Source organism: Kineococcus rhizosphaerae (genome assembly GCF_003002055.1).
Classification (GTDB): domain Bacteria; phylum Actinomycetota; class Actinomycetes; order Actinomycetales; family Kineococcaceae; genus Kineococcus; species Kineococcus rhizosphaerae.
In genome coordinates this window covers 37,180-60,842 of sequence record NZ_PVZF01000004.1, presented here as the reverse complement: position 1 = coordinate 60,842, position 23,663 = coordinate 37,180, and the positions used below count along the sequence as shown (strand labels likewise).

The 23,663-nt window shown below is 74.9% G+C and carries 23 protein-coding genes; 19 read left to right on the top strand and 4 right to left on the bottom strand.

Annotation, left to right across the window (positions count from 1 at the left end):
- The first annotated feature begins 50 nt into the window (after positions 1–50).
- The 9 genes from glmS (at position 51) to CLV37_RS09350 (ending at position 9,471) form a co-directional block, all read left to right on the top strand.
- Positions 51–1,895, top strand: a complete 1,845-nt coding sequence (gene glmS, locus CLV37_RS09390) for a glutamine--fructose-6-phosphate transaminase (isomerizing) (protein ID WP_106209568.1) — start codon at positions 51–53, stop codon at positions 1,893–1,895.
- A gap of 96 nt (positions 1,896–1,991) precedes the next feature.
- Positions 1,992–2,345: a holo-ACP synthase gene (locus tag CLV37_RS09385; protein ID WP_106209566.1), complete on the top strand. Its 354-nt coding sequence runs from the start codon at positions 1,992–1,994 to the stop codon at positions 2,343–2,345.
- Between the two features lie 2 nt (positions 2,346–2,347).
- A complete protein-coding gene (locus CLV37_RS09380) occupies positions 2,348–3,808 on the top strand; it encodes an NAD(P)H-hydrate epimerase (RefSeq protein WP_106209564.1) in 1,461 nt (486 codons plus the stop codon).
- Positions 3,792–4,973 carry an alanine racemase gene (gene alr / locus CLV37_RS09375; protein ID WP_211298523.1) on the top strand — a complete coding sequence of 394 codons (1,182 nt, stop codon included), beginning with the start codon at positions 3,792–3,794 and terminating at the stop codon, positions 4,971–4,973. The genes CLV37_RS09380 and alr overlap by 17 nt, the downstream gene beginning before the upstream one ends.
- Positions 4,970–6,016 (top strand): alpha/beta fold hydrolase, encoded by a 1,047-nt coding sequence (locus CLV37_RS09370; RefSeq protein WP_170127149.1) that lies wholly within the window; start codon positions 4,970–4,972, stop codon positions 6,014–6,016. Before alr ends, CLV37_RS09370 begins: the two co-directional genes overlap by 4 nt.
- Positions 6,013–6,495, top strand: a complete 483-nt coding sequence (gene tsaE, locus CLV37_RS09365; RefSeq protein WP_106209560.1) for a tRNA (adenosine(37)-N6)-threonylcarbamoyltransferase complex ATPase subunit type 1 TsaE — start codon at positions 6,013–6,015, stop codon at positions 6,493–6,495. Before CLV37_RS09370 ends, tsaE begins: the two co-directional genes overlap by 4 nt.
- Positions 6,492–7,274, top strand: a complete 783-nt coding sequence (locus CLV37_RS09360) for an alpha/beta hydrolase (RefSeq protein WP_211298522.1) — start codon at positions 6,492–6,494, stop codon at positions 7,272–7,274. The genes tsaE and CLV37_RS09360 overlap by 4 nt, the downstream gene beginning before the upstream one ends.
- Before the next feature lie 94 nt (positions 7,275–7,368).
- Positions 7,369–8,034 carry a tRNA (adenosine(37)-N6)-threonylcarbamoyltransferase complex dimerization subunit type 1 TsaB gene (gene tsaB, locus CLV37_RS09355; RefSeq protein WP_106209558.1) on the top strand — a complete coding sequence of 222 codons (666 nt, stop codon included), beginning with the start codon at positions 7,369–7,371 and terminating at the stop codon, positions 8,032–8,034.
- Positions 8,035–8,097: 63 nt separating this feature from the next.
- Complete coding sequence (locus CLV37_RS09350; RefSeq protein WP_106209555.1) at positions 8,098–9,471, top strand: MFS transporter; 1,374 nt, start codon at positions 8,098–8,100, stop codon at positions 9,469–9,471.
- Positions 9,472–9,490: 19 nt separating this feature from the next.
- Here the strand turns inward: CLV37_RS09350 and CLV37_RS09345 are convergent, their stop codons facing one another.
- Complete coding sequence (locus tag CLV37_RS09345) at positions 9,491–10,090, bottom strand: TetR/AcrR family transcriptional regulator (RefSeq protein WP_106209552.1); 600 nt, start codon at positions 10,088–10,090, stop codon at positions 9,491–9,493.
- 102 nt (positions 10,091–10,192) lie between these two features.
- Here CLV37_RS09345 and CLV37_RS09340 point away from each other — a divergent pair, with 102 nt between their 5' ends.
- The gene (locus tag CLV37_RS09340) at positions 10,193–10,603 is read left to right on the top strand and encodes a nuclear transport factor 2 family protein (protein WP_342762256.1); all 411 of its coding nucleotides are present in this window, start codon (positions 10,193–10,195) and stop codon (positions 10,601–10,603) included.
- 49 nt (positions 10,604–10,652) lie between these two features.
- Here CLV37_RS09340 and srmL read toward each other — a convergent pair whose 3' ends face one another.
- Entirely contained in the window at positions 10,653–11,765 is a 1,113-nt protein-coding gene (gene srmL, locus CLV37_RS09335) for a PheS-related mystery ligase SrmL (protein ID WP_106209550.1), read from the bottom strand.
- A gap of 256 nt (positions 11,766–12,021) precedes the next feature.
- On the opposite strand from srmL, the gene rimI reads away from it, so the two are divergent.
- Positions 12,022–12,462, top strand: coding sequence for a ribosomal protein S18-alanine N-acetyltransferase (gene rimI / locus CLV37_RS09330; protein WP_211298521.1), 441 nt, complete (start codon positions 12,022–12,024; stop codon positions 12,460–12,462).
- On the opposite strand, the gene CLV37_RS09325 is transcribed toward rimI, so the two are convergent.
- The gene (locus CLV37_RS09325; protein WP_106209548.1) at positions 12,455–13,630 is read right to left on the bottom strand and encodes a class I SAM-dependent methyltransferase; all 1,176 of its coding nucleotides are present in this window, start codon (positions 13,628–13,630) and stop codon (positions 12,455–12,457) included. The two genes, rimI and CLV37_RS09325, sit on opposite strands and share 8 nt — an antisense overlap.
- Before the next feature lie 205 nt (positions 13,631–13,835).
- Between CLV37_RS09325 and groES the strand changes: the two genes are divergently transcribed.
- Both groES and groL read left to right on the top strand, forming a co-directional pair.
- Positions 13,836–14,132, top strand: coding sequence for a co-chaperone GroES (gene groES / locus CLV37_RS09320; protein WP_012084928.1), 297 nt, complete (start codon positions 13,836–13,838; stop codon positions 14,130–14,132).
- A gap of 88 nt (positions 14,133–14,220) precedes the next feature.
- A complete protein-coding gene (gene groL, locus CLV37_RS09315) occupies positions 14,221–15,837 on the top strand; it encodes a chaperonin GroEL (RefSeq protein ID WP_106209545.1) in 1,617 nt (538 codons plus the stop codon).
- A 113-nt stretch (positions 15,838–15,950) separates the two neighbouring features.
- Here groL and CLV37_RS09310 read toward each other — a convergent pair whose 3' ends face one another.
- On the bottom strand, positions 15,951–16,253 hold the full coding sequence (locus tag CLV37_RS09310; protein WP_106209543.1) for a WhiB family transcriptional regulator: 303 nt from the start codon (positions 16,251–16,253) through the stop codon (positions 15,951–15,953).
- 306 nt (positions 16,254–16,559) lie between these two features.
- Here CLV37_RS09310 and CLV37_RS28060 point away from each other — a divergent pair, with 306 nt between their 5' ends.
- The 6 genes from CLV37_RS28060 (at position 16,560) to CLV37_RS09280 (ending at position 23,647) form a co-directional block, all read left to right on the top strand.
- Positions 16,560–17,642, top strand: coding sequence for a MerR family transcriptional regulator (locus tag CLV37_RS28060; protein ID WP_211298520.1), 1,083 nt, complete (start codon positions 16,560–16,562; stop codon positions 17,640–17,642).
- A 183-nt stretch (positions 17,643–17,825) separates the two neighbouring features.
- Positions 17,826–18,437 (top strand): response regulator transcription factor, encoded by a 612-nt coding sequence (locus CLV37_RS09300; protein WP_170127148.1) that lies wholly within the window; start codon positions 17,826–17,828, stop codon positions 18,435–18,437.
- A 4-nt stretch (positions 18,438–18,441) separates the two neighbouring features.
- Positions 18,442–19,467, top strand: coding sequence for an RNA polymerase sigma factor ShbA (shbA, locus tag CLV37_RS28475; RefSeq protein ID WP_245885333.1), 1,026 nt, complete (start codon positions 18,442–18,444; stop codon positions 19,465–19,467).
- Between the two features lie 110 nt (positions 19,468–19,577).
- Positions 19,578–20,921 (top strand): hypothetical protein, encoded by a 1,344-nt coding sequence (locus CLV37_RS28055; protein ID WP_106209539.1) that lies wholly within the window; start codon positions 19,578–19,580, stop codon positions 20,919–20,921.
- A gap of 10 nt (positions 20,922–20,931) precedes the next feature.
- A complete protein-coding gene (gene guaB / locus CLV37_RS09285; protein ID WP_245885332.1) occupies positions 20,932–22,455 on the top strand; it encodes an IMP dehydrogenase in 1,524 nt (507 codons plus the stop codon).
- Between the two features lie 70 nt (positions 22,456–22,525).
- Positions 22,526–23,647 (top strand): GuaB3 family IMP dehydrogenase-related protein, encoded by a 1,122-nt coding sequence (locus tag CLV37_RS09280; RefSeq protein ID WP_106209537.1) that lies wholly within the window; start codon positions 22,526–22,528, stop codon positions 23,645–23,647.
- Positions 23,648–23,663: the final 16 nt, after the last annotated feature.

Below are 23,663 nucleotides of genomic sequence, written 5' to 3'. Positions count from 1 at the left end.
GGACCGCGAGGTGACCGGAGAGCCGGGCCGCGGACCGTACCCTCGACAGCATGTGCGGAATCGTCGGGTACGTGGGGACCGCCCAGCTGGGCACTGACGTGGTGCTGGAGGGGCTGCGGCGACTGGAGTACCGGGGGTACGACTCGGCGGGCATCGCCGTCGTCACGCCCGACGGGGTGGACACCCGCAAGAAGGCCGGCAAGCTCGCCAACCTCGTCGAGGTCCTGGACGCCGACCCGCTGCCGCAGGCGGCCACGGCCATCGGCCACACCCGGTGGGCCACCCACGGGGGGCCGACGGACGCCAACGCGCACCCGCACGTCGGGGTCGGCGGCGAGCTCGCCGTCATCCACAACGGGATCGTCGAGAACTTCGCGACGCTGCGCGCCGAGCTGCTCGCCGCCGGGGTCGAGTTCGCCAGCGAGACCGACACCGAGGTCGTCGCGCACCTGCTGGCCCGCGCGTACGCGGGTGACCTGACCGAGGCCATGCGCGCCGTCTGCCTGCGCCTGGAGGGCGCCTTCACGCTGCTGGCCGTGCACGCCGACGCCCCCGACACGATCGTCGGCGCCCGGCGCAACTCCCCGCTCGTCGTGGGCCTGGGCGAGGGCGCGAACTACCTCGGCTCCGACGTCGCCGCGTTCATCGCCTCCACCCGCGAGGCCCTCGAACTGGGCCAGGACCAGATCGTCACCATCACCCCGACGTCGGTGGCCGTCATCGGCTTCGACGGCGCCCCCGTCGAGGGCCGCCGCTTCCACGTCGACTGGGACGCCGCGGCCGCCGAGAAGGGCGGGTACCCGTCCTTCATGGCCAAGGAGATCCACGACCAGCCGCAGGCCATCGCCGACACCCTGCTGGGCCGCGTCGACGCGGGCGGGCGGTTGCAGCTGGACGAGATGAAGATCGGCGAGGCCGAGCTGCGCAGCATCGACAAGATCGTCGTCGTCGCGTGCGGGACGGCCGCGTACGCCGGGCAGGTCGCCAAGTACGCCATCGAGCACTGGTGCCGGGTCCCCGTCGAGGTCGAGCTCGCCCACGAGTTCCGCTACCGCGACCCCGTCGTCTCCGAGCGCACGCTCGTCGTCGCGATCTCCCAGTCGGGGGAGACGATGGACACGATCATGGCCGTCCGGCACGCCCGTGAGCAGGGCGCGAAGGTCCTGGCGATCTGCAACACCAACGGCTCGACGATCCCGCGCGAGTCCGACGCGGTGCTCTACACCCACGCCGGGCCGGAGATCGCGGTCGCCTCGACCAAGGCGTTCCTCGCCCAGATCACCGCCTGCTACCTGCTCGGGCTGTTCCTGGCCCAGCTGCGCGGCAACAAGTTCGCCGACGAGGTGGCCGAGGTCCTCGCGCAGCTGCACGAGATCCCCGGGCAGGTCCGGCAGGTCCTCGACGGCCTCGAGCAGGTCCGCGAGATCGCCCGGTACATGGCCGACACCCGCTCGGTGCTGTTCCTGGGCCGGCACGTCGGCTACCCCGTCGCGATGGAGGGGGCGCTGAAGCTGAAGGAACTCGCCTACATCCACGCCGAGGGTTTCGCGGCCGGGGAGCTCAAGCACGGCCCCATCGCGCTCGTCGAACCCGGCCAGCCCGTCTTCGTGGTCGTGCCCAGCCCGCGCGGGCGCGACTCGCTGCACTCCAAGGTCGTCTCGAACATCCAGGAGGTCCGCGCCCGCGGTGCCCGGACCCTCGTCATCGCCGAGCAGGGCGACACCGCGGTGGAACCCTTCGCCGACGTCGTCATCCGCATCCCGCGGACCTCGACCCTGCTGTCCCCGCTGCTGGCCGTCGTGCCGCTGCAGGTGTTCGCGTGCGAGCTCGCCACGGCCAAGGGCCTCGACGTCGACCAGCCCCGCAACCTCGCGAAGTCCGTCACCGTGGAGTGAGCCCGCGACCCCCCGCCGTCGGGCGTCGCGGGCCCTCGTGGGACGGTGACGCCGGCGGACGGGAGCCCCCGTGAACAGGCGTGGAGGGATGCACGGATGATCATCGGGATCGGCATCGACGTCGTCGACGTCGCGCGCTTCAAACGACAGGTCGAGCGCACACCGCTGCTGCTCGAACGGCTCTTCGGCGACGGCGAGCGCGGCCTGCCGCCGGAGTCGCTGGCCGCGCGGTTCGCGGCCAAGGAGGCCGTGGCCAAGTCCCTCGGCGCGCCCGTGGGACTCGTCTGGCGCGACGTCGTCGTCGAGCGCGAGGACGGCCACCGCCCCGAGATCGTCGTCAAGGGCAGCGCCCGGGAGATCGCCGAGGGCATGGGGGTGGCGACGTTCCACCTGTCCCTGTCGCACGACGCCGGCATCGCCACCGCCATGGTGGTCGCCGAGGGCGAGTAGCCGTGATCAGCGCCCACACCGTCGAGACCGTGCGCGCGGCCGAGGAGGTCGCGAAGGCGGCGCTGCCGGCCGGCACGCTCATGCAGCGGGCCGCCGCGGCCCTCGACGTCGTCTGCGCGGACCTGCTGCGGGACACCACCGGCGGCGTCGCCGGGCGGACGGTCGTGGTCCTCGCCGGCCCCGGCGACAACGGCGGCGACGCCCTCCTCGCGGCCGCCCGGCTGGCGCGGCGCGGCGCGGCCGTCACGGCGCTGCTGACCTCCGGGCGGGTCCACACCGAGGCCCTCGCGGCGGCCCGGCGCGCCGGTGCGCGGTCCCGGCCGTGGCGCCCGGGGGACGAGTCGACGTGCGCCGCGGCGGACCTGGTGCTCGACGGGATCGCGGGCATCGGCGGCCGGGGCGGGCTGCGCCCGGCGGTCGAGGGGCTGTCGGCCCTCGACGGCCCCGTCGTCGTGGCCGTGGACCTGCCCTCCGGCCTCGACGCCGACACCGGGGCCGTGACCGGCGAGGTGATGGCCGCCGACGTCACCGTCACGTTCGGCACGGCCAAACCCGTGCACCTGCTCGCGCCCGCCGCGGCGCGCTGCGGGCAGCTCCTCGTCGTCGACCTCGGACTGGACCTGCCCGCCCCCGCCGTCGAGCGCGTCGAGCCCGGTGACGTGGCCGCCCGCTGGCGCCGCCCCGCGCCCACCGACGACAAGTACTCCCGCGGCGTCGTCGGGGTCGTCGCCGGCGGGCCCGACTACACCGGCGCCGCCGTCCTGGCCGTCGAGGCCGCCGTCCGCGCCGGCGCCGGGATGGTCCGCTACGTGGGCCCCGCCCACCCCACCGAACTCGTCCGCCAGCGCCGCCCGGAGGCCGTCGCGGGTCCCGGCCGCGTCCAGGCGTGGGTCCTCGGCCCGGGCGTCTCGCCCGACGACCCCGAGCAGCAGGCCCGCATCCGTGACGCCCTGGCCTCCGGCGAACCCGCCGTCGTCGACGCCGGGGCCCTGCACGACCTGCCCGACGGGCTCGGACCCCACCACGTCCTCACCCCGCACGCCGGCGAGCTCGCCCGCCTCCTGGGCGTCGAGCGGTCCGCCGTCGAGGCCGACCCGCTGACCTTCGCCCGCCGCGCACACGCCGAGACGGGTGCCACGGTGCTGCTCAAGGGGTCGGTGACCACCATCGTCGGCGACCGCGTCCTGACCGCCGCCTCCGCGACCGACTGGCTGTCCACCGCCGGCGCCGGCGACGTCCTGGCCGGGGTCCTCGGCGCGGCCCTCGCCGGGCGCCCCCACGACGACCCCGCGGTCGTCGCCGCCGACGCCGCCGTCCTGCACGGCCGGGCCGCCGCGCTCGCCTCCGCCGGTGGGCCTCTCGCCGCCCTCGACGTCGCCGACGCCGTCCCCGCGGCGCTGACGTCCCTGCCGGGGTGGGCCGAGCGGGGACGGGTACCGTCGAAGGGTGCCCCCACGTCCTGACGTCCCGGCCGGGCTGCCCGCCGTGGCCCTGGTCGACCTCGACGCCGTCGAGCACAACGTCGAGGTCGTCCGCCGCGCCGTGGGCCCCGCTGCGGTCATGGCCGTCGTCAAGGCCGACGCCTACGGCCACGGGCTCGTCCCCGTCGCCCGCGCCGCGCTCGCGGGCGGGGCCACCTGGCTCGGGGTCGCCCACGTCCACGAGGCCCTCGCCCTGCGCGGGGCCGGTGTCGAGGCCGACGTCCTCGCCTGGATCCTCACCCCCGGGACCGACCTCCTCCCCGCCGTGCGGGCCGGGATCGACGTCTCGGTGTCCGCCGTCTGGGCCCTGGAGAGCCTCGTCGCGGCGGCCCGCGCGACCGGCCGGTGCGCCCGCGTGCACCTGGAGGTCGACACCGGCATGTCGCGCGGCGGCGCCTCCCCGGCCGAGTGGCCCGCCCTGCTCGACGCCGTCGCCAAGCACGTCGACGCCGGCGACGTCGTCGTCCGCGGCACCTGGGCGCACTTCGCCAGCGCCGACGTCGCGGGCGACCCCTCGGTGCCCGCCCAGCTGCAGGCCTTCGAGGCCGCGCTGCGGACCGCCCGCGAGCACGGCGTCGACCCCGGCCTGCGCCACCACGCGAACTCCGCCGCGGCGTTCTTCGTCCCGCAGGCCCGTTACGACCTCGTGCGCGCGGGGCTGGCGGTCTACGGGCTCAGCCCCGCCCCCGAACGGGCCACGGCCGCCGAGCTCGGGCTGCGCCCGGCCATGACGCTCGCGGCGCGGCTGGCCCACGTCCGGCGCGTCCCGGCCGGCGCCGGCGTCTCCTACGGCCTGACGTACACCGCGCAGGCCGACACCACGCTCGGGCTCGTGCCCGTCGGCTACGGCGACGGCGTGCCCCGGCACGCGTCGTGGGACGGGCGGCGCTCCGGGGAGGTCCTCGTCGCCGGGGCCCGGCGGCGCATCGCCGGGCGGGTCTGCATGGACCAGGTCGTCGTCGACCTCGGCGACGACGCCGCCGAGGCCGGTGACCTCGCCGTCGTCTTCGGCCCGGGCGAGGCGGGGGAGGCCACGGCCGACGACTGGGCCGCGGCGGCCGGGACCATCTCCTGGGAGATCGTCACCCGCATCGGCTCCCGCGTCCCGCGCGTGCACACGGGCCGGGCGGCGGGGCGGGGCGCGTGAGGCCCGCGCTGCGGGTGCGCCGGCACCCCCGCGACGTGCGCCGCGACGTGCGCCGCGAGGAGCTGCACCCGCTGACGGGCGAGGCCGTGGACGTCGTCACCGACGACGGCGCCCGGCTGCACGTCGAGGTCGACGCCCCCGACCGCCCGGGCGGTCCCGCGGTCGTCTTCTGCCACGGGTACGCCCTGACCGCCGACTCCTGGCACTTCCAGCGCCTCGCGCTGCGCGGGCGGTACCGGCTCGTGCTGCCCGACCAGCGCGGCCACGGACGCTCCGGGCGCGGCCCCGCCGGGCCCGTCACCGTGGCCCGTCTCGCCGACGACCTCGGGCAGGTCCTCGACGCCGTGGTCCCCGACGGCCCGTTCGTCCTCGTCGGGCACTCCCTGGGCGGCATGACCGTCATGGAGCTCGCCGCGCGCCGCCCCGACCTGCTGCCGCGGCTGCAGGCCGTGGCCCTCGTCGCGACGAGCGCCGGGGGGATGGCCGCCGTCGACCACGGCCTGCCGCTGCTCGGCCACCACCTCGTGCACTGGGCCGAACTCGCCCTCGAACGCGTCCAGCGCAACACCGACGAGGGTCGCTACGAGGTCCTCGAACGGTCCCGGCGCGCGGGCGCCGAGCTCGAGCAGCGCCTCGTCCGGCACTGGAACTTCGCCGGTCCCGTCGCCCCCGAGCTCGTCCGGCTCACCGCCAGGATGCTGGCCGGCACCCCCGTCGACGTCATCGCCGACCTGCTGCCCGCCTTCGGCACCCTCGACGAGACCGCGGCGCTCGCGGGGCTGTCCGGGCGGCCCGTGCTCGTCCTGGCCGCCGAGCGCGACCTCATGACCCCCGCCGCGCACGGCCGCGAGATCGCCGACGCGATCCCGGGCGCCGAGCACGTCCTCGTGCGCGGCGCCGGGCACCTGCTCATGCTCGAGCACCCGTCCGTCGTCACCGCCCGGCTCGAACGCCTGCTGTCGCGGGCGGGGACGGAGGCCGGGCACGTGCCCGACGAGGTCGTCGTGCCCCTGCCGCACCGCACCCGACGGAGGACCCGGTGACCGAGCTCGAACTGGCCACCCCGCAGGAGACCGCGGCGTTCGGCGAACGCGTCGGCCGGTTGCTGCGCGCGGGCGACCTCGTGGTCCTCGCGGGCGACCTCGGCGCCGGCAAGACGACGTTCACCCGCGGCCTGGCCGACGGCCTCGGGGTCCGCGGTCCCGTGACGTCCCCGACGTTCGTCATCGCCCGCGAGCACCCCTCCCTGGTGGGCGGGCCCGTCCTCGTCCACGTGGACGCCTACCGCCTCGGGTCCCTGGCCGAGGTCGACGACCTCGACCTCGACACCACGGCCGACGAGGCCGTCACGGTGGTGGAGTGGGGCCGCGGGCTCGTCGAGGACCTCGCCGGGCCGCGGCTGGAGATCGAGCTCCTGCGCCCGCACGGGGCCGTCGACGTCGAGGGGGACGCGCCGGTGGAACCGCGCCGCGTCCGGGTCCGGGGGGTCGGACCGCGCTGGGACGGGGTCGAGTTCTCGTGACGCTCGCCGAGCGCACTCCCGACGAGCGGGTGCGGGGCTTCTCCCGGCGGCACGCCGGACGGCCCCGCACGGGCGTCCTCGTGCTGCACGGCTTCACCGCGACCCCGCTGAGCGTGGCCGGGTGGGCCGAGGAGTTCCACGCCGCGGGGTTCGACGTCGAGGTCCCGCTGCTGCCCGGGCACGGGACGACGGTCGCGGACTGCGACCGCAGCACGTGGGACGACTGGCTGAGCGCGGCCGGGGCGGCGCTGGACCGGCTGGGCAACGAGGTCGTGCTCGTGGCCGGGATCTCCATGGGCGGGTGCCTGGCCCTGCGGCTGGCCGAGCTGCGCCCGGGACGCGTGCACGGCCTGGTGCTCGCGAACCCGGCCGTCGGCCTCGCGCCGTGGAAGGAGCTCGTGGTCGCGACCCTGGGCCGGGTCCTGCCCGGCTGGCCCGCCATCGCGGGCGACCTCAACGACCCGGGGGCCGAGGTGCTGGCCTACGACCGGACGCCGCTGCGCGCGCTCGTCTCGCAGTCCTCCGGGTGGCGGCGGACCCGGGAGGACCTGGCTCTGGTCCACCAGCCGCTGCTCCTGCTGCGCTCGCGCGTCGACCACGTGGTCCCCGCGCTGTCGTCGAAGCTGGTCCTCGCGGGCGTCTCCTCCGACGACGTCACGGAGGTGGTGTACGCCAACAGCTTCCACGAGCTGACGTCCGACCGCGACGCCCCCGCCGTGTTCGCCGCCTCCGTCCGCTTCGCCCGGCGCCTGGCCCACCCGTCGGAACCGGCACGTTGACTCCGCGGTCCCGTTGAACGGGACCGCGGATGGAGCCGGCGCCCTGCGCCGGACAACGTGCCGTCCCCGGAGGGTGCGCGCCTAGACTCGCCGCGTGCTGCTGCTCGCCCTGGACACCGCGACCGACGGCGTGGCCGTCGCCCTCCACGACGGCGAGCGGGTCCTCGCCGCGACCCGCGCCGGGACCGCGCGCAGCCACAACGAGGTCCTCGTGCCCACCGTCGCCGCGGTGCTGGCCGAGGCCGGGCGCGAGCGCACCGACGTCACCGACGTCGCCGTCGGCGTCGGACCGGGCCCGTACACGGGCCTGCGCGTGGGCCTGGTGACGGCCCGCACGCTCGCGCTGGCCTGGGGCGCGCGGGTCCACGGGGTCTGCTCCCTGGACGCGATCGCCGCGCAGGCCGTCGCCGCCGGGCTGAGCGGGGAGTTCCTCGTGGCCACCGACGCGCGCCGGCGCGAGGTCCACACCGCCCGGTACGTCGCCGACGGGCACGGGGTGCGCCGCACGGCCGGTCCCGACGTCGTGGCCCCCGCCGACGTGCACCCCGACGTGCCCGTCGTGGGCGCGGGCACGCGGCTGCACCCCGACCTGCTCGGCGGGGTGCGCGAACCCTTCGACGTCGACGGGGCGGCCCTGGCCCAGCTCGTCGTGGACGCCCTCGCCGGGCGGGGGACCTGGGAACTGCTCCCGCCCGAGCCGCTGTACCTGCGCCGTCCCGACGCGACGGAGCCGGGAGCGCGCAAACGCGTCACGGCGTGACCGAGCACGACTCGGCGTAGCCTGTCGATCGTTACAACGGGAAGTCTCGACGAGGAGGTCCCCATGCCAGCGACGACGCCGGCCGCACCGTCCGGAACCGTGCTTGCCTCGGCGGTCAGCCGCGCGACCCGGCGCCTGATGCCGATGATCGTGATCCTCTACGTGGTCGCGTTCCTGGACCGCACCAACGTGGGGTTCGCGACCGAGGGCCTGGAGGTGGACCGGGGGATCTCCGCCGCCGCGTACGCGTTCGGGGCCGGGGTGTTCTTCATCGGCTACGCGATCTTCGAGATCCCCAGCAACCTCGCCCTGCAGCGGTTCGGCGCCAAGCTGTGGCTGGCCCGCATCGCCATCACCTGGGGCCTGGTGTCGGCGTCCTTCGCCTTCGTGCAGGGCGAGACGTCGTTCATCGCCCTGCGCTTCCTGCTCGGAGTCACCGAGGCCGGGTTGTTCCCCGGCATCATCATGTACCTCTCGGAGTGGTTCCCCAACCGCGACCGCGTGCGGTTGTTCGCCATCTTCTACCTGGCCCAGCCGTTCTCCCAGATCATCGGTTCCCCGCTCTCGGGGGTCCTCATCGACCTGGGGAACGCCTCGGCCGGCGGCGTCACCGGGTGGCAGCTGATGTTCGCCGTGGAGGGCGCGCTGGCCGTGATCGCCGGCGTGGCCGCGATCTTCCTGCTGGTGGACTCCCCGGAGAAGGCGACGTTCCTGTCCGCGCCGCAGAAGACGGCCCTGCGCGAGGCGATGGCCGGGGAGGACGAGCTGCGCCGCAGCGACGGGCCCAGCGGGGTGTGGGCGGCCATGCGCAACGGGCGGGTCTGGTACTTCACCGTCATCTACTTCTGCCTGCAGATCGCGGTGTACGGGGTGACGTTCAACCTGCCGGACCAGGTGTCCAGCCTGGTGGGCCGCGACGTCGGCTGGCAGGTCGGGCTGATCGCCGCGATCCCGTGGACCGTCGGCATCTTCGCGTGCTACTACGTCGGGAAGAACGCGGTGACCGTGGCCCGTCGCCGCACCTGGGGCGCGATGCTGTTCGTCAGCACCGGGATCTTCGTCTTCGGTTCCGCGTGGGCCGGCGCCAACGGGTTCGCGCTGCTGGGCATCCTCTTCATCACGATCGCGGTGTCGTCGTTCCTGAGCATCGGCCCCATCACCTGGTCCTTCCCGACGGCCTTCCTCACCGGGCCGGCCGCCGCGGCCGGCATCGGCCTCATCAACTCCCTCGGCAACCTCGGCGGGTTCGTCGCCCCGAACCTGCGGGAGGGGATCGCCAGCGCCACCGACTCCGACGCGCTCGGGATCGCCGCGCTGGGCGTCCTGCCGTTCCTGGCTGCGGCGATGATGCTGGGCACCAAGCGGTTCCGCACCAGTTCCGACCAGCTGCTGGTCGACGTGCGGGGGGAACGCGCCCTCGACCGCGGGGACCGCTGAACGCCGGGACGGATCGGGCTCAGGCGCGGCCGAGCCGGAGGGCGGCCTCGAAGGCGGCCCGCGTCTCCTCGACCAGGGCGCCCGCCGTGGCGGCGCGACGCCGGCCGGTCCGGTAGCAGGCCAGGGCGACCTGGGCGGCGAGCACGGCGGACGCCTCGTCCGTGCCCTCGCGCACGAGGGCGTCGGCGAGCAGGTCGGCCATCTGCTGCGCCTTGAGCGCGTCCCGCGCCTGCAGTTCGGGGTGCAGGGCGAGGAGCCGGCCGTGGCGCTCGTGCTCGTGGGGGTCTGACGTGACGCGCGCGCAGACGTCGAGCACCACGGGGCGCAGCCGTTCGACGGCCTCGGTGGCGTCGCGGGCGGGTCCGGGCCCGCGGGCCAGGAGTTCCGCGACCGCGTCGAGGACCTCGCGCTCGCGGGCGAAGACGACCTCCGTCTTGTCGCCGAAGTAGCGGAAGAACGTGGTGCGCCCGACGTCGGCGCGCGCGGCGATGTCGGTCACCGAGACGTTCTCGAAACCCTTCTCGGCGAACAGTTCGTCGGCGGCGTCGACGATGCGCTGCTGGACGAGGCGCCGCTTGCGCTCCACGAGGGAGGTGGGGTTCGACGGGGGGTGGGCCACGGGGGGGAAGCCTACCTTGGCCGGAATCAAGTACCAAGTGGGTCTCAGTACTGTATGGTACTGAGTACCGCCGACGCTCCGCCGGCCCGACCTGGAGTGGTGATGACCGTGAACCCCGACGACCGCCTGCAGATCCACGAGACCCTCGCCCGCCTCGCCGACGCCGTCGACGCCGGCCGGTTCGACGAGCTGGACGAGGTCTTCACCCCCGACGCGGTGTACGACATGAGCGCCACCGGTCTGGGGGTGTTCCGCGGCCGGGACGGCATCCGCGCGGCGGCCGCGGGGATGGCCCGTTCCGGACGCGCCCCGCTCGCCCACTTCGTGACCAACGTCGTCGTCACCGGGACGGACGACGGGGCGACGGTCCGCTCGAAGGGGCTGATGCTCATGCCGGACGGTCAGACCCTGGCGGTCGGCCACGACGACGTCCTGCGCCGCGACCGCGGGGCCTGGCGCCTCAGCCGCCGCACGATCACGCCCGTCCCGCGCCCCGTGGCGGCGCAGGGCTGAGCCCGCCGCGGTCCGGGGACGACGCGGCTGCGCGCCGTCCCCGTCGGCCTCACCCCCGCGGAACTCCTCCCGGGCGGGCCCACTGCGCGCGCGACCCGCGGTGGACGGCGGCGTAGACGCGGTCGCGCAGGACGTTGGCCTCGGTGTCGGTCAGGGTCCTGGACAGCGGGCGCAGCACGACGCGCAGGAGGACGTTGACCTGGCCCGGCGCGATCCCCAGCCGTTCCCGGGCCGCGACCGGCAGGTCGTCGTGCGCCGTGCTGCTCAGCACCTCGACGGTCTCCAGGTCCTCGACGTCGGGTCCCAGCGCCGTGCGCACGGCGTCGCCGAGGAGTTCGGCGTCGGTGGGTCCGTCGACGACGATCGACAGGTCGCGGCGGACGGGCGGGTTCTTCGACACCGGCCGGAACGGCAGCAGGTCCTGCAGCTGCGCGCTGACCCGCCGGTCGCCGGAACGCAGCACCCGGATGTCGTCGATCCCCTTGCGCAGCATCAGGGCCCGGTCCAGACCCATCCCCAGGGCCAGGCCGTGGCAGCGGGCGGGGTCCAGGCCGGCGGCGCGCAGGACGTGCGGGGCGGCCAGCCCGCACTCGGCCAGTTCCACCCACCCGTCGGGGGTCTCGACGTCGACCTGCAGGCCGTGCTCGGTGTACGGGTGGACGGTCGCGACGGTGCGCCACGCCGCACCGGGCAGGACGGCGCCGACGAGCAGCCCCACGAACTCCTCGAGGTCCGCGACCCGGAGGGGTTTCCCGCCGACCCGCCACAGGTCGACCTGGTGCGGGGTCCCGACGTGCAGCCGGTCGATGGTGTCGCGGCGGTGCACCATGCCCGGCAGGGCCAGCAGGAGGTCGCGGGGCGGGGTTCCCCCGAGCGCCCGCAGGGCGGGGGGAACCCCCGCGCTCGTGTGGCTGCGCAGCATCATCGCCCCGCTCACGTAGTGCGTGTAGCGGGCGTCGCGGGTCACGGCGTCGGGCGCGTACCCGAGGTGGTCGTAGTTGTCCGCGACGGCCACGACGGGGTGGCGGCGCTGGACGTCGAGGTCGCACCCCCAGGCGTCCACCAGGGTCGCGAGGACGTCGTCGAGCAGGAGTTGCAAGGCGTGCGGGCCGTGCGCGGGGTTCGTGAGGTCACGGAGGTCGAGAGCGTGCCAGAGGTCCACGGGGTTTCCTTCCCGTCGGTCGGGTGGTGGTCGACACCCCCGGCCGGCGGCCCCGCGTCAGGGCTCGCGGCAGACCGCAGCGCCCCCGCGGCTGCTCGGCAGCCGGGGGCGGGTAAACGAGTTCTGCGCCACGTCCCGACCGTACCCCGTCCACCCCCCGCGCTCAACGCACGCTCCGGACCCCGGGACGCGCCCGGTGGGGTCCCGACGTGCGCGCTGCGCGGGCAGCGGTCCGGGCCGCACCTACCCTGGACCCGTGGAACTGCAGGAGATGCGCTGGTGGCACGTCGCCGACGTGCACGCCCTCGAACGCGACCTCTTCGGCGCCACGGCGTGGTCGGTGGAGTCGTTCTGGGGCGAATTGGCCCAGCCCAACCGGAGTTTCCTCGTCGCCCTCGAGGGCGAGGAGGTCGTCGGGTACGGGGGCGTGATGGTCAACGGCGCCGACGCGGACGTCCAGACGATCGGCGTCGCGCGGGACCACCAGGGCCGGGGCACGGGACGCGGACTGCTGCGCGCCCTGCGGGCCGAGGCCGTGGCGGCGGGGGCCACGCACCTGCTGCTGGAGGTCCGCGCCGACAACTCACCCGCGCAGAACCTCTACCGCAGCGAGGGTTTCTCCCAGATCGCCCGCCGGGCCCGCTACTACCAGCCCGACGACGTCGACGCCCTGGTCCTGCGGGCGCGCATCAGCTGACGGGTTCGACCACCAGCACGCTCTGCCTGCCCCGCAACCGCGTCAGCACGATCGTCGCCGCCCGGGACCCCTTGAGCGCCAGCTGCCGGCGCAACTGGTCGGGGTCCACGGCGGTGCCGCGCTTCTTCACCGTCACCGGCCCGACGTCCAGCGCGCGCAACCTCGAGCGCAGCGCCTTGAGCCCGAAGGGCATGACCTCCAGGACCCGGAACGAGCGCGCGAACTCCGACGAGGCCGCGGAGTCCGTCGTGACGTAGGCGATGGTCTCGTCGACGAGCCGGCCGCCGAGGTCGGCGGCCACCCGCCCGACGAGCCCGGCGCGGATGACGGCCCCGTCGGGTTCGTGCAGGAAACTCCCGACCTCGCCCACGGTGGCCTCCGGCAGGTCCCGGGAGTCGAGCTCGACGACGGAACCCGACCGGACGACGCGGGCGCTGCGGGCCACGCCCGGCCGCGCGAGCGGCCCGCACCACAGCGCGCACTCGACGACCTCGCCGTCGACCGACGTCCACTGCGCCTCGGCCCCGACGGGCACCAGGTCGTGGGGCAGGCCCGGCGCGAGCTTGGCGCCCGTGGCCGGGACCCGCTGCGCGGTGGTGAGCACGAACGACAGGGGCGGGGAGGTCGCCTCGGGGTCGAAGACCCGGCGCCCGCCCGACGTGCGCCGGGCGGGGTCGAACCACGCGCCCTCGCCGCCGGACAGCTCGTCGACGATCCCGGCGGTGACGTCCTCGCAGCGCACCGGCACCCCGAGGTTGTGGGTCGCCACCGCGGCGGTCACCGGGTCGGCGTCGACGGGCAGCACCGTCAGCCCCGCGTCGAGGAAGGCGAGGGAGTCCGCGCCCACGCCGCAGCCGAGGTCGGCGACCCGGGACACCCCGGCCGCGGCGAACCGGCGCGCGTGCTCGGCGGCCACCACGGCGCGCGTCGCCTGCTCGGCCCCGGCGGCGGTGAACAGCAGCGACGCGGCGCGGGGGCCGAACTTCGCGGCCGCGCGCGCCCGCAGCCGCGACTGGGTCGTGGCCAGGGCCGCGAGCGCCGGGTCGTGGCCCTCGCGGCGCAGCCGGGCGGCGAGGGCGACGGGGTCCTCGGTGGTCGTGCCCGCCAGCTCGGCGAGCAGGGCGAGGCCCGCGGGGGACAGCAGCGCCTCGACGTCCGCGGTGTTCACCCGGTAGATGCTGCCAGGAGGCCCCCGCACCTGGCACTCGCCTGCCCTGAGTGCTAACGTCTCGCGCAGCGTCGGTGGCACTCCCCACGGGGGAGTGCCAACGGGGCAGCGGCCGAACGGCACCCGCGACGACGTGCGTCCGCTCCCCACCCCACCGACCGTCCCGTACGCCAGTTCGCTGAAGCAGAAGGGGAGGGCCGCACCAGTGTCGGTCTCCATCACTCCGCTCGAGGACCGCATCGTCGTCAAGCCGCTCGACGCGGAGCAGACGACCGCTTCCGGTCTCGTCATCCCGGACACCGCCAAGGAGAAGCCCCAGGAGGGCGAGGTCCTGGCCGTGGGCCCGGGTCGCGTGGACGACAACGGCAACCGCGTGCCGGTCGACGTCGCCGTCGGCGACAAGGTCATCTACTCCAAGTACGGCGGCACCGAGGTCAAGTACGGCGGCGACGAGCTGCTGATCCTCTCGGCGCGCGACGTCCTCGCCAAGGTCGCCAAGTAAGCGACCCGAGGTCCTGACGCCCCGGGCACCCGATCTCGGGTGCCCGGGGCGTCCCTCGTTGCGCACGCAGACACGGAAGGAAGAAGACATGGCCAAGCAGCTCTCGTTCGACGACAAGGCCCGCAAGTCCCTCGAGCGCGGTGTCGACGCCCTCGCCAACGCCGTCAAGGTGACCCTGGGGCCCAAGGGCCGCAACGTCGTCATCGACAAGAAGTGGGGGGCGCCGACGATCACGAACGACGGCGTCACCATCGCCCGCGAGGTCGAGCTCGACGACCCGTACGAGAACCTCGGCGCGCAGCTCGCGAAGGAGGTCGCCACCAAGACGAACGACGTCGCCGGTGACGGCACCACCACCGCGACCGTCCTGGCCCAGGCCCTCGTCAAGGAAGGCCTGCGCAACGTCGCGGCCGGCGCGGCCCCCTCGGGTCTCAAGCGCGGCATCGACGCGGCCGTCGAGGCCGTCAACGACAAGCTCCTGTCGCTGGCCCGCGACGTCGACGGCAAGGGCGACATCGCCCACGTCGCGACGATCTCGGCCCAGGACGCGACGGTCGGCGACCTGCTCGCCGACGCGTTCGACAAGGTCGGCAAGGACGGCGTCATCACGGTCGAGGAGTCCTCCACGACCGCCCTCGAGCTGGACTTCACCGAGGGGATGCAGTTCGACAAGGGCTACATCTCGCCGTACTTCGTGACCGACGCCGAGCGCCAGGAAGCGGTCCTCGAGGACGCCTACGTCCTCGTGCACCAGGGCAAGATCTCCACGGTGCAGGACCTGCTGCCGCTGCTGGAGAAGGTCCTCAAGGCCGCCAAGCCGCTGCTGATCATCGCCGAGGACGTCGACGGCGAGGCGCTGTCGACCCTGGTCGTGAACAAGATCCGCGGCACCTTCAACGCCGTCGCGGTGAAGGCCCCCGGCTTCGGCGACCGCCGCAAGGCGATCCTGCAGGACATCGCGACCCTGACCGGCGCGCAGGTCGTGGCCGAGGAGGTCGGCCTCAAGCTCGACCAGATCGACCTCGACGTCCTCGGCACCGCCCGCCGCATCACGGTCACCAAGGACGACACGACGATCGTCGACGGCGCCGGCTCGGCCGACGACATCGCCGGTCGCGTCGCCCAGATCAAGGCCGAGGTCGAGCGGACCGACTCCGACTGGGACCGCGAGAAGCTCCAGGAGCGCCTCGCCAAGCTGTCCGGCGGCGTCGTCGTCATCAAGGTGGGCGCGCACACCGAGGTCGAGCTCAAGGAGAAGAAGCACCGCATCGAGGACGCCGTCTCCGCGACGCGCGCCGCGATCGAGGAGGGCATCGTCGCCGGCGGCGGCTCGGCCCTGGTGCACGCCGTCTCCGTGCTCGAGGACGACCTCGGCAAGTCCGGCGACGAGGCGACCGGTGTCGCCCTCGTCCGCAAGGCGGCCTCCGAGCCGCTGCGCTGGATCGCCGAGAACGCCGGCCTCGAGGGCTACGTCGTCGTCGAGAAGGTCCGCTCCCTCGAGCCCGGTCACGGCCTGAACGCGGCGACCGGCGAGTACGTCGACCTGCTGGCCGGCGGTGTCCTCGACCCGGTCAAGGTCACCCGTTCGGCCCTGCGCAACGCCGCGTCGATCGCGTCGATGGTCCTGACCACCGACACCCTCGTCGTGGACAAGAAGGAGGAGGAGCCCGCCGCTGCGGGCCACGGCCACGGCCACGGCCACTGACCTCTCCGCCTGAGCACGACGAAGGGCCCGGCTCCGTGGGGAGCCGGGCCCTTCCGCGTCCGCTGGTCACGTCCGCGCGCCGCACCACACCGCGCGCGGGTGGAGCGGGGCTGTCAGCTGACGGCGCGCAGCCCGCGGCGACGCTCGGAGGTGTAGATGGCCTCGCGGTCGTCCTCGGTGAGGCCGCCCCAGACGCCGTAGGGCTCGCGGACCTTCAGGGCGTGCTTGCGGCACTGCTCGAGCACGGGGCAGCCGCCGCAGATCGCCTGCGCGGCCGCGTCGCGGTTGCGGCGGGCGGGGCCGCGCTCGCCCTCGGGGTGGAAGAAGAGGTTCGGGTCGGCCTCGCGGCACGACCCGTCGAGCTGCCACTCCCAGATGTCGGCGACGGGTCCGGGGAGGCGGGAGATCTCGGCCATGGTGCGCTCCTGAGCTGGAGGGGATCTTGCTGACTGACACTGAACGTACAACCGCGCCAGAAGTTGTTCAAGCCCCGGGGGCGAACCTGTTCACGATCACCCCTCGGGACGTCCCCGGCCCGGTGCGCGATCGCGTGAACAACCTGCTGAACCAGGTGTGAACAACGTGCAGAGCATTTGTGCCGGCGCAACCCGACCGGCGGCCCGCCCGTCCTGACCAGCGCTGAACCGCTCCTGGACAAGCCTGAACAACCTCGGCGCGGTGGGCGAGTGGCGCGAACGGCCCTCCTTCGCCAGACTCGGGGCATGTCCTCCGCCGCCGGCCACGTCACCGGGTCCCTCGCCGGGCAGGCCGCCGGCCGGGTGCCCGCGCCGCCCGCCCCCCGCATGACGCTGACCGTCGCGGCGGTGGCGCGCCGCCTCGGGGTCGCCCCCGCGACGCTGCGCACGTGGGACCGCCGCTACGGGCTGGGCCCCTCCGAGCACACCGCGGGCGCGCACCGCCGCTACTCCTCCTCCGACCTGGCCCGGCTGGTGGTGATGCGCCGGCTCACGCTGGAGGGCGTCGCCCCCGCCGAGGCCGCGCAGCTGGCCGCCACGACGGCCGTCGCGGACGGGGGGTTCGCCCTCGCGAGCGTGTCCACCATCCCCACGGCCGTCATCGAGGCCGCCGTCAACGACGCCGCGCAGATCGCCGGGCCCACCTCCGGGCTCGCGCCCGTGCTCCCCGAGCCGGCCGGCGCGGCCGACGGCCCGGCCACCGAGGAGTCCCGGCCCGACGAGTCCGAGGACGCCGAGACCCGCCCCGGGCCCGAGGTGCACCCCGGTCCCGCCGTCGCGGACGAGGCCGCCGACTGGGCGGTGGCCAGCCTCGCCGACCGCTTCGCCGACGAGATCCGCACCCGCGGCGTGGCCCGGGCCTGGGACGAGGTCCTCGGCCCGGCCTCGGCCGCCCGCGACGCGGCCATGCACGCCGCCGTCGCCCGGGCGCTGTCCGCGCTGCCCACCGCGACCGGCGAACGCTCCGTCCTGCTCGCCGGGGCGGGCACCGCCGACGACCGCGACCGCACCCCGGTCCTGCTCGCCGCCGCCGCCGCGCTGACCGGGTCCGGCGCGGGGGCCCGCAGCGTCGGGGACGGGGTGCCGGTCCGCCTGCTCGCCGCCGCCGTGCGCCGCGTCCGCCCGCCCGCCCTGCTCCTGCACGCCGAGCGTGCCGAGGCGGCCGTCGCCGCCCACGACCTCGACGCCCTGCTGAGGGTCCGTCCCGCGCCCCTGGTCGTGCTCCTCGGCGAGGGCTGGGACGAGCGGGTCGACGAGCGGCCGGGCGTCCTGCGCGTCCGCACGCTCGCCGAAGCCGTCGACGCGTGCGCCGAGGCCGTCTCCGCGTGAGCCGCCGGGGCCGGTCCTTCTAGACCCCCTTAGCACGCCGTCCGGTCTTCGCGCCACCAACTGGGCGCATCCGCTCAGGTGATGGTGTCCGCATGCCGACACTTCTCTTCGTGGCGCACCCGACGTGCGACTCAGCGAGGCCACGGAAGGCCACGCTCCACCCACACAGGGAAGAGGTTTGTGGTGGCAACGGTACTGGTCTGCGATGACCTTCCGCTGGCCCGTGAGGCCATGCGACGCATGGTGGCCGCCGTCCCGGGCGTCACCCGCGTCGTGGGTGCGAGCTCGGGCGAAGAGGCTCTCCAGAGGTGGCCCGTCGAACGGCCCTCGCTGGTGATCATGGATGTCCGGATGCCCGGCATCGGCGGCGTGGAGGCGGCCCGTCGGCTGCTCGCCCGTCACCCGGAGGCGAACGTCCTCATGGCCACGATGGCCGAGGACGGCGACGGTGTGGCCCGTGCGGTCGCGGCCGGCGCTCGCGGGTACGTGGTGAAGGACGTCTCGCGCGAGGAGCTCGCCACGGCGGTGCTCCAGGCGCTCCAGGACGTCAGCCGTCGTCGTGGCGGCAACCGCACGCGTGCGGTGCTCACGGGCAGGGCGCCCGTGCTCACCGAGCGCGAGCAGCAGGTGCTCGTCGGCATGAGCCGCGGGCGCAGCAACGCGGAGATCGGCCGGGAGCTGTTCCTGTCCGAGGACACGGTCAAGACGCACGCGCGTCGGCTGTTCCGCAAGCTCGAGGCCGCCGACCGCGCTCAGGCGGTGGCTGTGGGATTCCGCTGGGGTCTCGTACGGTAGGCAGGTGAGCCCCGGGGGCGACGAGTCGGTCGACAACGCCGGCGGCCGACCCGACGCCGAGAGCAGACGCGCAGGCGTCGGCCGGGACGTCGGGTCCGCCGTCGGCTCCGACGTGGCGCCCGACGTCCCCCGGGTGGAGTTCTCGGCCGGGTCGGCCGAGATCGAGGTCCGTGGCGCCGGTCTCCCGTCCGACCTCGCCGACGACCTCGCGGGCGGCCTCGCCGACGACCTCGCGGGCGGCCTCGCGGGCGACCTCGCCGACGACCTCGCCGACGACCTCGCGGGCGACCTCGCCGACGACCTCGCGGGCGACCTCGGCGACGACCTCGCGGGCGACGTCGTGGGCGACGTCGTGGACGACCTCGTCGGCGAGGCCGTGGACGACCTCCCGGGCCGGGCGGGGAACCGGTCGCAGCCGGGTGTAACACCGGGTCGGTCGGCAGCGATGAACAGCACGGATGCCGGGGGGCTCCAGGAACTGGCGGCACGTGCCCTGTCGGGTGAGCAGGGCGCCGTCGCCGACCTCCTGGCAGCGGTGCGCCGCCTCGTCCACCGTTACTGCCGAGCCAAGCTCGGGCGACTGCCCGGAGCTGATCACGCCGCCGAGGACGCGGCACAGGAGGTCTGCATCGCCGTGTTGACGGCTCTGCCCCGCTACAAGGACACCGGGCGCCCGTTCGAGGCGTTCGTCTACCGCATCGCGGCCAACAAGGTCGCCGACGCGCAGCGGGCCTCCTACCGGGCGCCGGTCCCCACCGACGACGTCCCCGACGCCGCCACGGCCGAACCCGGACCCGAGCAGCGCGCGCTCGACGCGTTCGACGCCGAGACCGTCGGCCGGTTGCTGGACACCCTGCCGCCCAAGCTGCGCGAGATCATCACGCTGCGGGTGGGGGCCGGGATGTCGGCCGAGGAGACGGGCCGGGCCCTGGACATGACGGCCGGTGCCGTCCGGGTGGCCCAGCACCGGGCCATGCAGAAGCTGCGCAAGACCGCCCTGGCGGACACGTCCCTGCAGGTGGCGCCGTGAACGGGGGCACCGACGGGGGCGGGGGCCGCAGGCGCGGGCACCTGAGGGGTCTGAGCGGCGCGACCCCCACGACGACGACCGGTTCGGCACAGGCTCGGGAAGGAGGGGACGTGGACGACGACTCCTTCTCCGTGCCCGACCTCCTGGCCACCGACGCCCTCCTGGACCGGCTCGGGCGGCACGAGTCCACCGAGAGCGACCTGCGCGACGCGGTCGCCCGCCTGCTGGACTCGTACGCGCTGCACGCCGACCCCGAGACCGCGGGCGTGCGGCCCGTGGACCTGCCCGGCCTCGAGGCCGTCGTGGCCGAGGCCGCGACGGCCCCCGCCCCGTCCGCGCCGCGGATCCTGCTGGCCCAGCGCCGCACCCTGCAGCGCCTGGGCCGGGGCACCGCCGCGGCCGCCGCGGTGCTGGCCCTGCTGGGCGGGACGGCGGCCGCCGCCGCGACCGGTGCCGGCCCGCTGGGCGAGCAGACCGACGGGGGCACCACGTCGTTCGCGGCGCAGCTGCCCGGCTGGTTCCCCGACACCGTCTTCAACGCCTTCGGCGGCACCCCGACCGAACGCGTGCAGCGCGAGCTGAAGCAGGCTCGCAAGGAGGCCGCCTCCGGCGACAGCGAAGCGGCCACCGCGCGTCTGCAGAACCTGCAGCGTCAGATCGGCGACTCCTCCGTCGTCGCCGTCGTCGACCCGTCCGTCGTCGACGAGGTCAACCAGACCCTCGCCACGCTCGAGGACGACTCGTCGGCGTTCGCGGTCCCCTCGACCGGTGCGACGGCCCCGGCCACGGCCCCGGTGACCCCCGGCGGCACCAGCCTGGCCGACGTGGCCACCACCCCGTCCCCCTCGGCCCCCTCGTGGGTCGCGCCGCTGAAGCCGGGGCGCACGACGGAGACGGCGCCCCCGGAGCCGACGGCCCCGGCTCCTGGATCCGGGTCCGCGCCGGTCGCGACGACCGGGGGGTCGGCCGGCACGACGCCGGGCAGGGGCGGCACGGTCCCCGTGGTGCCCGTCGTCCCGCCCACCACCGCACCCACCGGCGCGACGGGTCCGGGCGGGTCCACGGGCTCGACCGGTTCGCCGGGCTCCCCGACGGACCAGCCCACGGACACCGGCACCCCGACCGACCCCGGTACGGGCACCGCCACCGGCACGCCGACCGACACCGCGACGGGCACCCCGACGGACACCGCGACGGACACCCCGACCGGCACCCCGACGGACACCGCCACGGGGACGCCGACGGACACCGCCACGGGGACGCCGACCGACACCGCGACCTCGGCCCCGACCGACGGCACGGGCGGGGCGCCCGGCGCGACCGACCCGGTCGTGGTCGTCACCCCGACGCTGCCCGTCGTCGTGGAGCCCTCGCCGAGCACGGGGCCGGTCCCGGTGCCCGGTGCGGACGCGGCCGCCGCCGACGCGTCGGACCCGGTCGCCGACGGCTCGTAGAATCGTGGGGGTGAGCGCGCAGATCCCCGACGGACAAGCGTCCGAGAACGATCCCTTCGGCTTCGTGGGCCTGACCTACGACGACGTCCTGCTGCTTCCCGGTGAGTCCGACGTCATCCCGTCCGAGGTCGACACGTCGACCCGTGTGTCCAAGCGCGTCAGTCTGCGGATCCCGCTGCTGAGCTCGGCGATGGACACCGTCACCGAGTCCCGCATGGCCATCGCGATGGCCCGCCAGGGTGGTCTCGGTGTGCTGCACCGCAACCTGTCCGCCGAGGAGCAGGCCGTGCAGGTCGACCTCGTGAAGCGGTCGGAGTCGGGCATGGTCACCCAGCCGGTCACCACCACCCCCGACGCGACCCTCGCCGACGTGGACGCGCTGTGCGCGCGCTACCGCATCTCCGGGGCCCCCGTGGTCGACGCCGACGGCACCCTCGTCGGCATCGTCACCAACCGCGACCTGCGCTTCGAGTCCGACTTCTCCCGCCCCGTGCGCGAGGTCATGACGAAGGCCCCGCTGGTCACGGCCCCGGTCGGCATCTCGGCCGACGACGCGGTGCAGCTGCTGCGGCGGCACAAGATCGAGAAGCTGCCCATCGTCGACGAGCGCAACCGGCTGACCGGCCTGATCACGGTCAAGGACTACGAGAAGTCCGAGAAGTACCCCCTGGCCACCAAGGACGAGGACGGCCGCCTGCGGGTGGCCGCGGCCATCGGCATCTTCGAGGACGCGTGGAAGCGGGCCATGGGCCTCGTCGACGCGGGCGTGGACGTGCTCGTCGTCGACATGGCGCACGGGCACTCCCGGGCCGTGCTCGAGATGATCTCCCGGCTCAAGGGCGACAGCGCCGCCGCGCACGTCGACGTCGTCGGCGGCAACGTCGCGACGCGCGGCGCGGCGCAGGCGCTCGTCGACGCAGGCGTGGACGGCATCAAGGTCGGCGTCGGCCCGGGCTCGATCTGCACCACGCGCGTCGTGGCCGGGGTCGGCGTCCCCCAGGTCACCGCCATCCACGAGGCCTCCCGCGCGGCCAAGCCCGCGGGCGTGCCGGTGATCGGCGACGGCGGGCTGCAGTACTCCGGCGACATCGCCAAGGCGCTCGTCGCCGGGGCCGACACCGTGATGCTCGGCTCGTTGCTGGCCGGCTGCGACGAGAGCCCGGGCGACCTGGTCTTCATCAACGGCAAGCAGTTCAAGAGCTACCGCGGCATGGGGTCCCTGGGGGCCCAGCAGACCCGTCAGGGCGGCCGGTCGTTCTCCAAGGACCGCTACTTCCAGAACGACGTCGCCTCCGACGACCGCTTCGTGCCCGAGGGCGTCGAGGGCCAGGTGCCCTACCGCGGGCCGCTGGGGGCCGTCGCCCACCAGCTCGTCGGCGGGCTGCGGCAGTCGATGTTCTACTCCGGTGCGCGCACCGTCGCTGAGCTGCAGACCGGCGGCAGGTTCGTCCGCATCACCCCGGCGGGCCTGAAGGAGTCGCACCCGCACGACATCCAGATGACCGTCGAGGCACCGAACTACAGCGGCCGCTGACCGGCTGCGACCGACCCGGCTGCGGGCTCGCGCGATCTCGGCGCGGGCTCGCAGCAGGTAGCCTGAGGCCGTGTCTGAGATCGAGATCGGCCGCGGCAAGCGGGGGCGACGCGCCTACAGCTTCGACGACATCGCCGTCGTCCCCAGCCGGCGCACCCGGGACCCCGAAGACGTCTCCACGACGTGGCAGATCGACGCCTACCACTTCGACATCCCCGTGATGAGCGCGCCGATGGACTCCGTCGCCTCGCCCGCCACGGCCGTCGCGCTGGGCCGGCTCGGTGGCCTCGGCGTCCTCGACCTCGAGGGCCTGTGGACGCGGTACGAGGACCCGGAGCCCCTGCTGGCCGAGATCGCGAGCCTGGACCCGGCCGTGGCGATCCCGCGCATGCAGGAGATCTACGCCGAGCCGGTCAAGGCCGAGCTGATCACCCGCCGCCTCGCCGAGGTCCGCGCCGCGGGCGTGACCGTCGCGGGTTCCCTGTCGCCGCAGCGCACGCAGGAGTTCTGGAAGGTCGTCGTCGACGCGGGCGTGGACCTGTTCGTCATCCGCGGCACCACGGTCTCGGCCGAGCACGTCTCGGGCAGCAGCGAACCGCTGAACCTCAAGCGGTTCATCTACGAGCTCGACGTCCCCGTGGTCGTCGGCGGGGCCGCGACGTACACCACCGCCCTGCACCTGATGCGCACGGGCGCAGCGGGGGTCCTCGTCGGGTTCGGCGGGGGCGCGGCCACCACCACGCGCACCACGCTCGGGATCCACGCCCCCATGGCCTCGGCCGTCGCCGACGTCGCCGCCGCGCGCCGCGACTACATGGACGAGTCCGGGGGCCGGTACGTGCACGTCATCGCCGACGGCGGGGTCGGCACGTCCGGCGACATCGTCAAGGCCGTCGCCTGCGGGGCCGACGCCGTGATGCTCGGAGCGGCCCTGGCCCGCGCGACCGAGGCCCCCGGCCGCGGCTGGCACTGGGGCCCGGAGGCCCACCACGCGGTCCTGCCGCGCGGTGAACGCGTTCGCGTCGGCACCGTCGCCCCGCTGGCCGAGATCCTCAACGGCCCGGGCCGCGCCGCGGACGGAACCACGAACCTCGTGGGCGCGTTGCGACGGTCGATGGCCACGACGGGGTACTCCGACCTCAAGGAGTTCCAGCGCATCGAGGTCGTCGTCTCCCCGTACCAGCCCGCCTGAGGATCGAGAGGACCCC

Excerpts from the sequence above, each read along its gene's own strand:
- glmS (WP_106209568.1), top strand. The coding sequence starts at position 51 with ATGTGCGGAATCGTCGGGTACGTGGGGACCGCCCAGCTGGGCACTGAC.
- CLV37_RS09385 (WP_106209566.1), top strand. The coding sequence starts at position 1,992 with ATGATCATCGGGATCGGCATCGACGTCGTCGACGTCGCGCGCTTCAAA.
- CLV37_RS09350 (WP_106209555.1), top strand. The coding sequence starts at position 8,098 with ATGCCAGCGACGACGCCGGCCGCACCGTCCGGAACCGTGCTTGCCTCG.
- CLV37_RS09340 (WP_342762256.1), top strand. The coding sequence starts at position 10,193 with ATGACCGTGAACCCCGACGACCGCCTGCAGATCCACGAGACCCTCGCC.
- groL (WP_106209545.1), top strand. The coding sequence starts at position 14,221 with ATGGCCAAGCAGCTCTCGTTCGACGACAAGGCCCGCAAGTCCCTCGAG.
- CLV37_RS09310 (WP_106209543.1), bottom strand. The coding sequence starts at position 16,253 with ATGGCCGAGATCTCCCGCCTCCCCGGACCCGTCGCCGACATCTGGGAG.
- CLV37_RS28060 (WP_211298520.1), top strand. The coding sequence starts at position 16,560 with ATGTCCTCCGCCGCCGGCCACGTCACCGGGTCCCTCGCCGGGCAGGCC.